Here is a 15,133-nt window from a genome sequence, read left to right on the forward strand (position 1 = left end):
ATTATTTTGCTATTTTATAGAATATGCTCTTTACTGACAAATGTTCCGCTTATTCCTGTACTACTTTCACCGAATTCTTCAAAGGATCGATAATTTTCTTTTTTGTCTGTAGCGCCATGAAGACCGAAAGAATCACACTGACAACCTCCGCGATCGGGAAAGACAACCATACCAGCTCGAGATTGTGTGTCAATTTTGCAAATGCATAAGCAACCGGAAGCAGCACGATCAACTGTCTGGCTAGAGATACGATCAGACTGTACACACCTTTACCAAGCGCCTGGAACATACCGGAACATACAATACAGATTCCTGCAAACAGGAATGAAATGCTCATTGTTCGAAGTGCCGGAATACCGATCGCCATCATGTCCTCCTGTGCATCGAATACCTTAAGGATCAATCCCGGAATTACCTGCATCGCAGTCAGACACAAAAGCATGAAACAGATCGCAGCCATCATTGTATATTTAACAGCTTTGAGCATTCGATCCGGTTGTTTTGCTCCGTAATTATATGATACGATAGGGATCATACCATTATTCAGACCAAATACCGGCATAAATGCCATACTCTGTACTTTATAAAAAATACCAAACACTGAAACTGCGATCGGTGTAAATGTAAATAAAATACGATTAAATCCATATGTCATAACTGAACCTACCGCAACCATCGCGATTGAAGGAACAGCAATGGACAAAATTCTGCCGATCACATCTCCCTCCGGCCGAAAGCTTTTAAATGATAACTGGATATCCGGATTTTTTTTCAGATTATAATAGATTGCAAGTGATGCCGCAATACACTGTCCGATAACTGTTGCTATTGCCGCACCTGCAGCACCCATTGCCGGAAGTCCGAAATATCCAAAGATCATAATCGGATCAAGTATAATATTAATAACGGCTCCAAGTGCCTGTGTCTTCATTGTGTAAAGCGTCCGTCCTGTTGACTGCAGCATACGTTCAAATGTCATCTGTGCAAAGATACCAAAGGAACAGATACAGCAGATACGTCCATAATCCACTCCATAATCAATGATTTTTGCAACATCCGTCTGGCTCTTCATAAATGCATCGATCCCAAATAAACCGATCAATAAGAAAATTGCAAATCCAATAAGTTCCAGAAAGATTCCCTGTCTGGCTGCATCATTTGCTTTTTTCTGATTTTTTTCACCAAGTGACTTGGATATCAATGCATTAAAACCGACACCGAGACCGGAGGTAACTCCGATCATAAGATTCTGTAACGGAAATATTGTCGATACTGCCGTCAGTGCATCCTGATCAAAATGCGATACAAATACACTATCAACTACATTATAAAGTGCCTGTACCAGCATTGAAATTACCATCGGAAGTGATACTGATATCAATAACTTCCCCATCGGCATGGTGCCCATCTTATTTTCTCCGGCAGTATTGTTAGTTTTGCTTTCTTCACTTGCATCTGTCATTTTTACATCCATACTGTCGCCTGTCAATTTTGCGTTGTCAACCTCTGTTTTTAACAGTTGCCCTTCCTGACTTAATTCTTCTCGTTTTAATTCTTCCTGTGTTTCATACTTACTCATTTTTCTCATCAACCCTAATCTTCTTTTATCTAACTATCATTTGTCTTTTTCGCAACAGTATTTATCATACAGCATTGTTTTTATTATTTCAACAGGGAAATCTGTAATAATACATTCTCTTTCATGCCCCATCTCTTCCACCGCACAGCAATACATTCTCTTTTGTGCGTGAAAGAACATTCTCATGTTCTTTCACGCCCCATCTCGCCTGTCGGCTCGATGTCGCCTATTCGCCAAATACAGATATTCATATAAGCACAGATATTCATGCAAGCATAATATCTGTGCTTATATGAATATCTGTGCTTGGCTCATTTACACACAAACTGCCGGGTATAAAACCCGGCAGTCCAAAATGTCCATTTTCAATTATAAACTGAATTACTTGTTAGCAAGCTCAGCCTTGATTGCTTCTGTAAGAGCAGGAACGATCTTGTTCAGATCTCCAACAACACCATAATCAGCTACATCAAAGATAGGAGCATCCTCATCCTTGTTGATAGCGATGATGATATCTGACTCTTCCATACCGGCTACATGCTGGATCGCACCTGAAATACCAATTGCGAAGTATACCTGTGGACGAACTGTCTTACCAGTCTGACCAACCTGAAGCTCCTTTGGCTTCCAGCCTGAATCTACAACTGCACGTGAGCATGATACCTGTCCGCCAAGTACTTCTGCAAGATCATCAAGAAGCTTGAAGTTCTCTGCTGAACCAACACCACGACCACCTGAAACAAGGATCTTAGCGTCCATGATATCTTTGATATCTGAAACAGCCTTTGAGATTTCAAGGATCTCAACATACTTGTTGTTTGGAGTAAATCCAGGATTGTACTCGATCACTTCTGCCTTCTTGCCAGCTACTCTGTCAAGCTTCTGCATAACGCCCGGACGTACTGTTGCCATCTGAGGACGATTATCAGGACACGCGATTGTAGCGATTGTGTTACCACCGAATGCAGGACGTGTCATAAGAAGCTGATTGTGCTTCTGCTCCTGATTTGGAAGTGCAACAAGAGGGAAATCACCGATTTCAAGTAATGTACAGTCTGCTGTAAGACCTGTAGCTACTCTTGCTGATACTGTAGGACCAAGATCACGACCAATAGCTGTAGCACCAACTAAAACGATCTCCGGCTTGTACTCATTGATAACTGAAGCAAGTGCATGTGCATATGGCTCAGTTCTGTATTCTTTTAATTCTGGATCATCAACAACGATAACTCTGTCTGCACCGTACTCTGCAAGTTCGTCTACAAGACCCTTTACGTCGGAACCGATCAGGACTGCTGTAACCTTTTCATTAAGCTTATCTGCAAGTCTCTTTCCTTCACCGATCAATTCAAATGAAATACCACTTAACTTATTATCTACCTGCTGTGCAAAGACAAATACGCCTTTGTAGTTCTTCATATCTTCTGCGTTCATTGCGCCCATTTTATTCACCACTTTTCCTTTACTATATTAGATTACATGCTTATCTTTTAACTTGCCAACAATATAGCTAACTGCTTCATCTGGAGAATCAGGTACAACCTTCTCGCCTGCACCCTTTCTTACCTTATCAGAAGCCTTTGCGATCTTTGTTGGTGAACCTTTCAGACCAAGGTTTGAATCATCAACATCTACAAGATCTGCTCTGCCAAGTGTTGTGATCTCTGCATTAACTGCATCGAAGATTCCACCTGGAGTCATGTATCTAGGCTCATTTAACTCTGAAAGTGCTGTTACAAGGCAAGGCATCTTAGCCTTTAACATATGATATCCATCATCATACTGACGCTTAACGATTACGGAATCTCCATCGACCTTGATCTCCTGTGCATATGAAATAACCGGAATTCCAAGATGCTCAGCAATCTGTGGTCCAACCTGAGCTGTATCTCCATCGATAGCCTGACGACCTGTAATAATAAGATCATAATCAAGCTTTCTGAGTGCTCCGGCGATTGTTGTTGATGTAGCCCATGTATCAGCTCCACCAAGAACACGATCCGTTACAAGAACGCCCTTGTCAGCGCCCATAGCGATTGCTTCCTGAAGAACATCTGCAGCCTTTGGAAGACCCATTGTAAGAACTGTAACTTCTGCTCCATACTGATCCTTTAATCTAAGTGCAGCTTCAAGACCTGCCTTATCATCAGGGTTCATGATTGTAAGCATTGCTCCTCTGTTTAATGTACCATCTGGGTTAAACTGAACGCCACCCTTTGTATCAGGTACCTGCTTTATACAAACTATAACCTTCACGTTAAGTACCTCCTAATTATTTTAATAAGTTTGCAGAAATAACCATACGCTGAACTTCTGAAGTTCCTTCGTAGATTTCTGTAATCTTAGCATCACGCATCATACGTTCTACATCATACTCTTTGATATAACCATAACCACCGTGTAACTGTACACACTTTGTTGTTACTTCCATAGCTACTTCTGCAGCATACAGCTTAGCCATAGCAGCTTCTACAGAGTATGAAGTCTTGTGATCAGCCTGGTACTGCTCTTTCTTCTTAGCTGCCTTGTATACCAGTAACTTAGCTGCCTCAACCTTTGTTGCAAGATCAGCAAGTACAAACTGAGTATTCTGGAACTGAGCGATTGAACGACCAAACTGCTTTCTTTCCTTAACATAGTCGATTGTGATATCAAGAGCACCCTCAGCAATACCAAGAGCCTGAGCTGCGATACCGATACGACCACCATCAAGTGTATGCATTGCAATACCAAATCCCTTGCCCTTCTGTCCGAGAAGTGCATCCTTAGGAATACGGCAGTCTGTGAAGATAAGTTCATATGTGGATGAACCACAGATACCCATCTTGTTTTCTTTTGTTCCGAATGTAAATCCCGGAGTGCCTTTTTCTACGATAAATGCTGAAATCTCTTTCTGCTTTCTACCACGTTTTTCAATTGTACCTGTAACTGCAATGATAATATATACATCTGCTTCTTTACCATTTGTAATGAAACACTTAGATCCGTTAAGAACCCACTCATCACCATCAAGAACAGCCTTTGTCTGCTGACCCTGTGCATCTGTACCAGCACCCGGCTCTGTAAGACCAAATGCGCCAAGCTTTCTACCGGAAGCAAGATCTGGGAGGTACTTAGCTTTCTGATCTGGTGTACCGTATGTCTGGATTGGATCTACACACAGAGATGTATGTGCGGAAACAATAACACCGGTAGTACCACAAACCTTTGAAAGTTCCTCAACACACATAACATATGTTAAAGGATCACAACCCTGTCCACCATCTTCCTTAGAAACAGGTATTCCTAAGAAACCATACTTTGCCATCTTCTCTACTGTCTCTCTAGGGAATCTGTGATTTTCATCAATTTCCTGAGCAAGAGGCTTTACTTCATTCTGCGCAAATTCTCTGAATAAGTTCTGCGCCATTTCATACTTCTTGTCTAAAGCGAAATCCATTCTATTTCTTCCTCCATAAATATATTTATCAGTCAATTACTGAGCATCAACTGGTGTCTTTGTGCGGTCAGCATTGTATACATAGAATCCCTTACCACTCTTAACACCAAGGTTGCCGCCACGTACCATCTTACGAAGTAATGGACATGCACGATACTTGCTGTCGCCTGTCTCGTTATAGAGTACATCCATAATAGCAAGACAGATATCAAGACCAACGAAATCACCTAATTCAAGAGGTCCCATTGGATGATTTGCACCAAGTTTCATAGCTGCATCGATACCAGCGATATCTGACACACCTTCCATCTTGATAAATGCAGCTTCATTGATCATTGGAATCAAGATTCTGTTTACAACAAATCCGGCAGCTTCATTTACCTGTACAGGTGTCTTACCGATCTCTTCTGAGATCTTAACGATCTTATCAACAGTCTCTGCCGGTGTGTTAACACCTGCGATAACTTCGATAAGCTTCATTCTGTCAGCTGGATTGAAGAAGTGCATACCGATCATAGGACGGGTAAGACCATTTCCAATCTCAGTGATGGAAAGTGAAGATGTATTTGATGCAAATACACACTCTGGCTTGCAGATCTTGTCAAGCTCAGAAAATGTTGTCTTCTTAACTTCCATGTTCTCGAAAGCAGCCTCTACGATAAGGTCACAATCTGCGCATAAGTCTTCCTTAATACCCGGAGTGATGCTGGCAAGAATACCATCAACCTTCTCCTGTGTCATCTTTCCTTTTTCAACAAGTCTGGCATAACCTTTAGCGATCTTGTCCTTACCGCCTTCAGCCCATTCCTGCTTAATGTCGCAAAGTGCTACTTCATATCCGTCAACCTGAGCGAATGCCTTAGCAATTCCCTGACCCATGGTTCCTGCACCAATAACGCCAACTTTCATTTTAATATCCTCCTAAAAATTATTTTTAAGCAAACATGAGAAATTCATATACGTTTCGTTTGACATGCTTACTTTGGTATATCAAACATTTAGGATGGTTGATTTCGATTTCAAAATAACCACCCTAAACGTCAATATCAAGATTGTTGATTTATTTATTCTGGAAAGGAACAACCTTTAATTTCTTTTCCTTATCTTTCTCAAGGAAGTTGCCCATTCCTGCCTTCTGATCCTCTGTCTCGAAGCAATCGCCGAATAATTTCTCTTCTACAACGATTGCATGATCCATATCAACCTGTAATCCATCATTGATTGCTTTCTTACAGTTACGAACTGCGATCGGAGCATTTGCTGCGATGATAGAAGCCATCTTCTTAGCTGCCGGTAATAACTCCTCTAATGGATATACAGCATTTACAAGACCGATTCTGTATGCTTCATCAGCTTTGATATTTCTTGCTGTGTAGATCAGCTGCTTTGCCATTCCTGCACCTACAAGACGGGCAAGTCTCTGGGTTCCGCCAAATCCAGGTGTAATTCCAAGGCCAACTTCAGGCTGACCAAATACTGCATTCTCAGAACAGATTCTGATATCACAGCTCATGGAGATCTCACATCCACCACCAAGTGCAAATCCATTTACGGCTGCGATTACAGGGATTGGGAATGTCTCGATCATGCGGAATACGTCATTACCCTTTTTACCGAAAGCTTCGCCTTCAGCCTTTGTAAGTGTTGACATCTCTCCGATATCTGCACCTGCTACAAATGATTTCTCTCCTGCACCGGTAAGTACAAGACATCTTGTTGTATTCAGGTCAACAGCTTTGAATGTTGCATCCAGTTCTTCAAGAACTGTGCTGTTTAATGCGTTTAATGCCTTTGGACGATTAATAGTGATAACACCAACAAATCCGTCCTGTTCATATGTTACGAATTCCATCGTTTATCTCCTTATATAGAAATGTAATATGGTTTTTCAGCCGACCGGATTAGTCTTCGATCTTAACAACTGTTGAGCAGCCCATACCACCGCCGATACAAAGTGTAGCAAGACCTGTCTTAGCACCCTTTGCCTGCATCTCATGAAGAAGTGTAACAAGGATACGGCATCCTGAAGCTCCTACCGGATGTCCAAGTGCGATTGCACCACCATTTGGGTTAACCTGCTTGTCAACATCAAATCCAAGATCCTTAGCTACTGCAACTGACTGAGCTGCAAATGCTTCGTTTGCTTCGATGATATCGAAATCTTCAATCTTAAGACCTGTCTTAGCCATTACTTTCTTTGTTGAAGCAACTGGTCCGATACCCATGATAGATGGATCAACACCACCAAGAGCACCTGCTACCCATGTAGCCATTGGCTTAACACCAAGTTCTTTAGCCTTTTCTTCGCTCATAACAACGATAGCTGCTGCACCATCATTGATACCTGAAGCATTACCTGCTGTTACGAAACCATTTGGATTGATAGTTCTGAGTCTTGAAAGTGTCTCAACTGTTGTACCAGGTCTTGGTCCCTCATCCTTCTTGAACTCAACCATCTCTTTTTTCTTCTTAACCATAACTGGAACGATCTCTGCGTCAAATGCACCTGACTCCTGAGCTGCTACAGCCTTCTGCTGGCTCTTTGCTGCAAACTCATCAAGTTCTTCACGAGTAAGTCCCCACTGCTCACAGATGTTATCAGCAGTCTTGATCATATGGTAATCATTGAATGCATCCCAAAGAGCATCATGTACCATTGTATCTACAAGTTTACCATCATTCATTCTGTATCCGAAACGTCCCTGCATTACAGCATATGGAGCCATTGACATGTTTTCCATACCACCTGCTACAACGATATCAGCATCTCCTGCTTCGATCATCTGAGCAGCCATATTTACACAGTTCAGACCTGAACCACAAACAACATTAACTGTAACAGCAGTTGTCTCAATTGGAAGACCAGCTTTAATTGATGCCTGACGTGCAACATTCTGTCCAAGACCTGCCTGGATTACACAACCCATATATACATGATCTACCTGATCTGCAGGAACTCCTGCTCTGTTTAAAGCTTCCTTGATAACGATTGAACCAAGTACCGGAGCTGGTGTTGTGCTTAATGATCCGCCCATAGTACCGATAGCTGTACGGCATGCGCCTGCTAATACAATTTTCTTTGCCATAATAATGAAATCCTCCGTAATTTTTTATAATGTAAGTGTTATATCATGGTACATTTATGCTGTAAACGGCACAATAATGACCATTATTGACATAACAACACACTTTCTGGCTACATTCTAGCACAAAAGAAAGTACCACGCAACCAAAAATGAAATGCACGCATTAGAAATCATTATTTTTTCATTTCTGGTTATTTTCTTAATTTTATATAAAATATCAGTGTTTTTTCTTTCCTGTTTTCTGTTTTTGATATTTTTTATCATTTTGTCCTGCAGGTTTACCGGTTCTGCTGTTTCTGTTATCCTGCCCGGATTTATAACTTCCTGAATTTTTACCGGATTTATCCTGTTTTCTATGATTACTGTTCTTGTTATTCTGATTCCGTGTTGCCTGTCCTGACGGATTCTTTTTATGGACATCTTTATATCCCGAAGTATTCCTATCCATCTTTCTCGGAGTGATCAGACAATGTTTTTCGAATCCGATCAGATCTTTCCGTCCTGCCTTTATCAGGGCTTCCTTTACCAGATCATAATTTTCCGGTCTTCTGTACTGGATCAGTGCACGCTGCATTGCTTTCTCATGTGGGTCTCTCGCAACATATACCGGTTCCATCGTACGCGGATCTACTCCTGTGTAATACATACAGGTCGAGATCGTTGATGGTGTCGGATAAAAGTCCTGTACCTGCTCCGGCATATATCCGATATCACGGATATATTCTGCCAACGCTACTGCATCTTTTAACGTAGAGCCTGGATGTGAGGACATAAGATATGGTACTGCATATTGTTTCAATCCATACTGCTCGTTGATCTTCTCATATTTTTTTATAAATGTCTCATATACCTGATTCGATGGCTTACCCATGTACTTTAAGACATTATCTGAAATATGCTCCGGCGCAACCCTTAATTGTCCGCTGATATGATACCGGCAAAGCTCCCGTAAGAAGGTATCATCGTGATCCGCAAGCAGATAGTCAAATCGAATACCGGATCTTACAAATACCTTCTTCACCCCGGGTATCCGTCTTAATTTACGAAGCAGCTCAACATAATCTTTATGACTGGCATTCAGGTTCTGACATGGTTTTGGAAACAGACACTGTTTATTCTGGCATACGCCGTATTTCATCTGTTTTTCACATGCCGGATGTCTGAAATTCGCCGTAGGTCCTCCAACATCATGGATATATCCTTTAAACTCCGGATCTTTCGTCATGCGCTTTGCTTCTTCAATGATCGACTCATGACTTCTGGTCTGAACGATCCTTCCCTGATGAAAAGTTAGTGCACAGAAGCTGCATCCGCCAAAGCATCCACGGTTGCTTGCCAGACTGAACTTCACCTCTGCTATAGCCGGGATTCCCCCATCCTTTTCATACATCGGATGATAGGTGTTCATGTAATCATACCCATATACGTCATCCATCTCCATCTGTGTGAGCGGATATGCCGCAGGATTCTGAACAACATATCCCCGGTTGCCATATCCTTCCACCAGCACTTTTCCGGAATATGGATCTGTATTGATATACTGTGTATAAAAGCTTTCTGCATATTTTAAACGGTCTTCCTGAAGTGCTGCATAATCAGGCAGGATCACCGGAGCTTCTACACCGGACAGATCTTTTGTCTTGTAGACTGTTCCTCTGATAAATGTGATATCCCTGACATCTATTCCGCTGTCTAACGCATCTGCAATCTCGACCATGCTGTGTTCACCCATGCCATAGGAAATCAGATCTGCCTGTGAATCGATCAGAATTGAATGCTTTAATTTATTCGACCAGTAATCATAGTGTGCAAGTCTTCTGAGACTTGCTTCAATCCCACCAATAATGATCGGAACATCCTTATACGTTCTACGGATCAGATTGCAATATACCACTGTTGCATAATCCGGTCTCAGCCCCATCTTTCCACCGGGAGAATAGGAATCCATACTTCTGTGTTTTTTTGAAACAGTATAATGATTGACCATAGAATCCATATTGCCACCGGAAACCAGAAAACCAAGTCTTGGTCTGCCGAATACATCTATACTCTTATCATCTTTCCAATCCGGCTGTGGAATCATACAGATCTTATATCCATGTGCTTCCAAAACTCTGCTGATAATTGCCGGGCCAAAAGAAGGATGGTCCACATAAGCGTCTCCGGTAATATAAACGAAGTCCGGCTGTTCCCATCCTCTTTCTATCATATCTTTTTTATTCACTGGCAGAAAATTATGTGTATTTGTCATTTTCTTTTCTCTGCTTTCTATGCATCTTCTTTTCTTGCTGCAATATCAACCGACATACCGGCACCAAGTGCAACTGCTTCTAACGCTTTATCCGAAACATACGTATCAATTCCCGTTTTTTCCTTGATCAGCTTATCCATTCCATACATCAGGCTGCCACCACCGGTCAGAACAATCCCATTTACCGATATATCCGCAACCAGCTCCGGCGGAGCCGTCTCAAGTACACCATGAATCGCCGTCAAAATATGAGAAGTTGTATCTGCAAATGCTTCTATTGTCTCATTTGCCGTGATCGTGATCGCCTTTGGAAGTCCCTTGATCAGATCTCTTCCCTTTACAACATAGGTGATGTCCTCCGGTCTCTCATAGACCGATCCTACCGCTATCTTTGCTTTCTCCGCAGTTTGTTCTCCGATCAGAAGATTATATTTTCTTCTGATATATCGGATCATCGATGCATTATAATCATCCCCCGCTGCTTTAATCGAACGGCTCTCTACAGCTCCTCCAAGTGATATAACTGCAATATCTGTTGTTCCTCCTCCGATATCAATGACCATATTTCCTTTAGCTTCCTCTATATCAACTGCTGCACCGATTGCAGCCGCAAGGGGTTCTTCCATAACATAAACACTCTTAGCTCCTGTTCTGTAAACAGCCTCTTCTACAGCTCTCCGCTCCACTTCTGTGACTCCGCTGGGAACACAGACACATATTTTCGGTCTGCCAACCCCGGTTCGTTTCTCCATAGCACTGCGGATAAATGCCTTTAACATCCGCTCTGTAACAATATAATCTGAAACTACTCCTTTTACGAGCGGTCTTACAACTTCGATTGATTCCGGTGTCTTTCCGATCATCTTTTTTGCTTTATTTCCAATCGCAATAATGCGTTTCGAACTTTTCTCATATGCAACAACAGACGGTTGGTTGATGACAACCCCACGACCTTTTACATATACCAACACATTCGATGTCCCCAAATCTATTCCTATATCCATACTATCTTATATCTCCTTTAAGTTTGACAACCATAAGAAACAACTTTCTACTCGTTTCTTACGTTATCGTACCGATTGTAAAAATCTCACACAAATACAGACTTTGATAACCGATCTGCGTAAAAAAAGTGCCAAGTTTACAATAATAAATATTATAAACATTGGCACCATTTTTTTCAACCAAAATATAAACTGGAAAATGTTATCCTACGATATTCACTTTTCATTACTTTATATCTGTCTTCATAACTTTCTTTGCTTCAGGATTTCTTGCATCTGCTCGTTCCATCGCTTCGTCTACAGCAGTTAACAACCTGTCAATATTACCAGTCTCCATCGCAAGAAGTAAATTCTTGATATTACCCTCAATACCATCTTCATATTTATACCCTTTTTCAATGATATATTCTTTGGCAATTACAATCATATTCTCTTCTTTAATCTGATCAAAATAAACACGATTGTTAAAGCTTCTTGCCTGTGTCATATTATCTGCAAGCATCTTGCTAAGTGCAACCTTTTCACCGGTAAGAATTATCTTAACATCATTCTTCTCCGAAGAACAAAGATCAACCATCTCTTTGAAACGCTCAGGTGTTATAAGTCCTGCACTCTCAACGATCAGGCATCCGCCTTTCAATTTTGTAACCGCACCGGCAAGCTTACCGCTATTGATTACTTTTGCTCTAACCTTTGCCTTTGCAGGTGATGTACAGAAACCAAGATCATAATAACACTCAGCAAAATCTTCTCCAACCTTTGATGAACCAAATCCATGCAGACCGAGAATAACGAGATTCTTTGAGCGTTTCGGATCCACTTTCATTGTCTGAAGAACATTCACAATCTGTGCGCCCGCAGGATTTACACAAAGATACTTATACAGATACTTTGCTTCCGATGGCAGGGCTTTCTTCATTTCCTGATTAATCTCACTCTGTTCAGCTTCTACAGCGGCTTCATCCGTTGCTTCTAAGGATACATCTATCTTAGATGCTTCTTCTACCTTTCCTGCTTTTAAAAGTTCAACCTGTTTTCTTGCTTCTTCTTCCTTCTTAACAGCTTTTTCAAGAACCTTTGCAGCAGCGGCAGCTCTGCCACTTACTTCTTCCAATTGCTTCTTTGTACTGATTTCTTCTTTCAGAAGAGAATCAAGATCATGCTTCTTTTTATCTTCTGCTTTCTTAACTGCCTCTTCATTTGCAGCTTTTCTGGCAACGACACGTTCTTCCTGTTCAGTTTTCAAACCGGCAATCTTCTGTTTTAGTTCTTCTTCTTTCTTCTTGGCATCATCAAGCAACTTCTGTGCTGTTTTCTCTGCTTCCTTCTGGGCATCAACAGCTTCCTTCTCTGCAGCCATTGCAGCGGACTGAACTTTCTCAAGTTCTGCAGCCTCGCCTGCTGCATATTTTTCTTCTTCATCTGCAAGGAACTTCTCGCGTGCATCCTCTCTGGACTTCTTATCCTTATCCAGTTTCTCTCTTCCATCTGAAGCAGTCTTTTCTGCATTCCGGATCTCTACTTCTTCTTCAATCTTAGCCTTCTCCAGAATTTCTTCTGCTTCTTCCTCTGCATTTTCTGCCTTGGAAAGAAGATCTTCTGCCTCTACTACGGATTTCTTTGCTGCATCAAGTGCCTGCTGTGCTTCAGTCTTTGCTGACTTAAAGGATTCTACATCTTTCTTTGTCGCAACAATATCATCGCTTGTTGTCTTCTTTTCTTTATTGAGTAAATCAATTTCAGACTGGAATTTCTTCTTATCAGCTTCACCCTTTGAAATTCTGGACTCTGCCGCTGCTTTTGCAGTTCTGGCTTCTTCCAGTTTCTTCAACGCTTCAGCTTCTTTTGCTTCTGCTTCTTTTAATGATTTCTTTGCTGAATCAATAGCCTTTGTTGCTGAATCATTGTTATTCGTCGCAGTCTTAAGTTTGCCTTCACTCTCAGCAAGCTTGCTTTCAAGTCCGGCTAATGTCTTTAATGACTCCGACTCCATATCTGTTGTATTCTTAAGGTTAAGAGCTGCTTCTTCCTCCGCCTTCTTGGAATCTGTGAAGATAACACCTGCACGCTGCTTATTCTTTTCTGCATCGTCCATCAGCTTCTTAGCTTTGTCATTCTGTGTCTCTTTCTTTTTCTTGGCAGCATCAATTGCTTTCTTCTTATCTTCCTCTAATTTTACGGAAGCCGTTTCTGCATCCTTGCAAGCCTTTGTATACTCAGCTTCGTGTTTTTCAATATTTGCTTTCTTAGCATCTGCAAGCTTTTTGATCACTTCATCAGCTGCAGCCTGTGCATCATTGATGATTTTCATCTTGATAGTCTCAGGATTGCTCTCCTTTAATACCTTATCTGAATCATCCTTTGCTTTCTTATTAGTATCTTCTATCTCTTTATTGATAGCTTTTACTTTTGTTTCAAGCTCTGCATTTTCTTTTGCTAAGAGTTTCTCATCAGCCTTCTTCTTTGCATCGAATTCTGCCTTCATCTTATCTTCATAAACGGCTTTTTTCTTTGCACATTCTTCAAGCTGTGATTTCAGTTCTTTTTCTTCTTTTTCAGAATCTGCAATCGTCTTCTTGGCTGTTTCAACGACATTCTTTGCATCCTGAGCCTTACGTTCAGCAAGTTCGATAGCCTGTTTTTTCTTGGTCTCGGCTTCAACCTTTGCCTTTTCAGCCGCAGCCTTCTTACGTGCCTCTTCTGCTTTCTTTTTGGACTCTTCCTCTGCTGCTTTACGTTTAGCTTCTTCTTCAGCTTTTTTCTTAGCTTCTTCTTCAGCTTTTTTCTTAGCTTCTTCCTCTGCCTTCTTCTTAGCTTCTTCTTCTGCCTTTATACGTGCAGCTTCTTCTTCGCTGGTTTCATCAATATTGGAGAGGTTCTCAATACCGGCTCCAAGGAAGTCTTCATCTTCATCGTCATCATCTATATCATACATAGATGAAACATCCGCGTCATCTTTGTTTCTGTCAGGTAAAATACTGAAAAGATCACCATTATTGTCATTTCCTTTTTTAGTCTTAACCTCTTTCACCTTAACATTCTTGCCCGGTGTCCATTCAGCATCATCTGAAACAACAGATGTCATATCATCTTCGTCAAATCGTTCTGCTTCATCAGATAACGTTGTCTTATCTTTACCTTTTATCTTATTCGGTTCAAGGGAAGCATTCATATTCAAAGTCGAACCAAGACCGCCTCCTGTCGCACCCGGTTTTCCTGAAAGGCCTTCTCCTGAAGGTGCACTACCAAGTCCACCAAGTCCGCCGGCTCCTTCTCCAAGGCCACCGCCAAGTCCGCCGAGACCGCCAGAGCCTTCTCCAAGGCCACCACCAAGTCCGCCGAGGCCACCACCAAGTCCCTCATCGGCAATACCACCGAGGTTAAGACTGATCTTTGGCATTTCCTGCTTTTCATTCTTTTTCTCTGTTTTAGCTTCACTCTCTGCCTCTATATTATTTGTATCCGGCTTTTCAGCTTCAGCTTCTTTGTTCTCTGTCTTTTCAGGCTCATCCTCATGAACAATACCTAATGCTTCTTCTCTCTTACGACGCTTCTTCTCCTCAATACGCGCAAGTTCTTCAGCAGACAAAGTCTTGTATTGGCTCTTGCTTCCACTATCTGAAGTTTTCTTTTTATTGCTGCTCTTATTCTTCAAAGCCTGTTCTTCTTCAAGTCTTTTCTGCTTTGCAGCTTCAGCAGCCCTTTCTTTTTCAAGCTGTGCTTTAATCGCAGCAATCATAGCTTCTGTTTGATCTATAGCCAATTTGTACGCCT

10 protein-coding genes are annotated in these 15,133 nt (G+C 41.5%); all 10 read right to left on the reverse strand.

Annotated features, from left to right (window positions below; all coding sequences use genetic code 11):
- Nucleotides 1-49: 49 nt before the first annotated feature.
- Nucleotides 50-1,579: an MATE family efflux transporter gene (locus tag GT641_RS02550; protein WP_243143673.1), complete on the reverse strand. Its 1,530-nt coding sequence runs from the start codon at nt 1,577-1,579 to the stop codon at nt 50-52.
- A 381-nt stretch (nt 1,580-1,960) separates the two neighbouring features.
- Nucleotides 1,961-3,022 carry an electron transfer flavoprotein subunit alpha/FixB family protein gene (locus GT641_RS02555; protein WP_008400714.1) on the reverse strand — a complete coding sequence of 354 codons (1,062 nt, stop codon included), beginning with the start codon at nt 3,020-3,022 and terminating at the stop codon, nt 1,961-1,963.
- A gap of 27 nt (nt 3,023-3,049) precedes the next feature.
- Nucleotides 3,050-3,835 (reverse strand): electron transfer flavoprotein subunit beta/FixA family protein, encoded by a 786-nt coding sequence (locus GT641_RS02560; protein WP_008400713.1) that lies wholly within the window; start codon nt 3,833-3,835, stop codon nt 3,050-3,052.
- Nucleotides 3,836-3,851: 16 nt separating this feature from the next.
- The gene (locus GT641_RS02565; RefSeq protein WP_008400712.1) at nt 3,852-5,018 is read right to left on the reverse strand and encodes an acyl-CoA dehydrogenase; all 1,167 of its coding nucleotides are present in this window, start codon (nt 5,016-5,018) and stop codon (nt 3,852-3,854) included.
- 36 nt (nt 5,019-5,054) lie between these two features.
- Nucleotides 5,055-5,927, reverse strand: coding sequence for a 3-hydroxyacyl-CoA dehydrogenase NAD-binding domain-containing protein (locus GT641_RS02570; protein WP_008400711.1), 873 nt, complete (start codon nt 5,925-5,927; stop codon nt 5,055-5,057).
- A gap of 151 nt (nt 5,928-6,078) precedes the next feature.
- Nucleotides 6,079-6,870, reverse strand: a complete 792-nt coding sequence (locus GT641_RS02575) for an enoyl-CoA hydratase-related protein (protein WP_161116753.1) — start codon at nt 6,868-6,870, stop codon at nt 6,079-6,081.
- A 49-nt stretch (nt 6,871-6,919) separates the two neighbouring features.
- Nucleotides 6,920-8,104 carry an acetyl-CoA C-acetyltransferase gene (locus GT641_RS02580; RefSeq protein ID WP_008400709.1) on the reverse strand — a complete coding sequence of 395 codons (1,185 nt, stop codon included), beginning with the start codon at nt 8,102-8,104 and terminating at the stop codon, nt 6,920-6,922.
- Between the two features lie 217 nt (nt 8,105-8,321).
- A complete protein-coding gene (locus tag GT641_RS02585; RefSeq protein WP_161116754.1) occupies nt 8,322-10,355 on the reverse strand; it encodes a YgiQ family radical SAM protein in 2,034 nt (677 codons plus the stop codon).
- Between the two features lie 17 nt (nt 10,356-10,372).
- Entirely contained in the window at nt 10,373-11,359 is a 987-nt protein-coding gene (locus GT641_RS02590) for a rod shape-determining protein (protein WP_008400707.1), read from the reverse strand.
- 226 nt (nt 11,360-11,585) lie between these two features.
- Nucleotides 11,586-15,122 carry a hypothetical protein gene (locus tag GT641_RS02595; protein WP_243143674.1) on the reverse strand — a complete coding sequence of 1,179 codons (3,537 nt, stop codon included), beginning with the start codon at nt 15,120-15,122 and terminating at the stop codon, nt 11,586-11,588.
- Nucleotides 15,123-15,133 lie beyond the last annotated feature (11 nt).

The sequence above is a fragment of the Clostridium sp. BIOML-A1 genome (assembly GCF_009874105.1).
GTDB lineage: Bacteria > Bacillota > Clostridia > Lachnospirales > Lachnospiraceae > Coprococcus.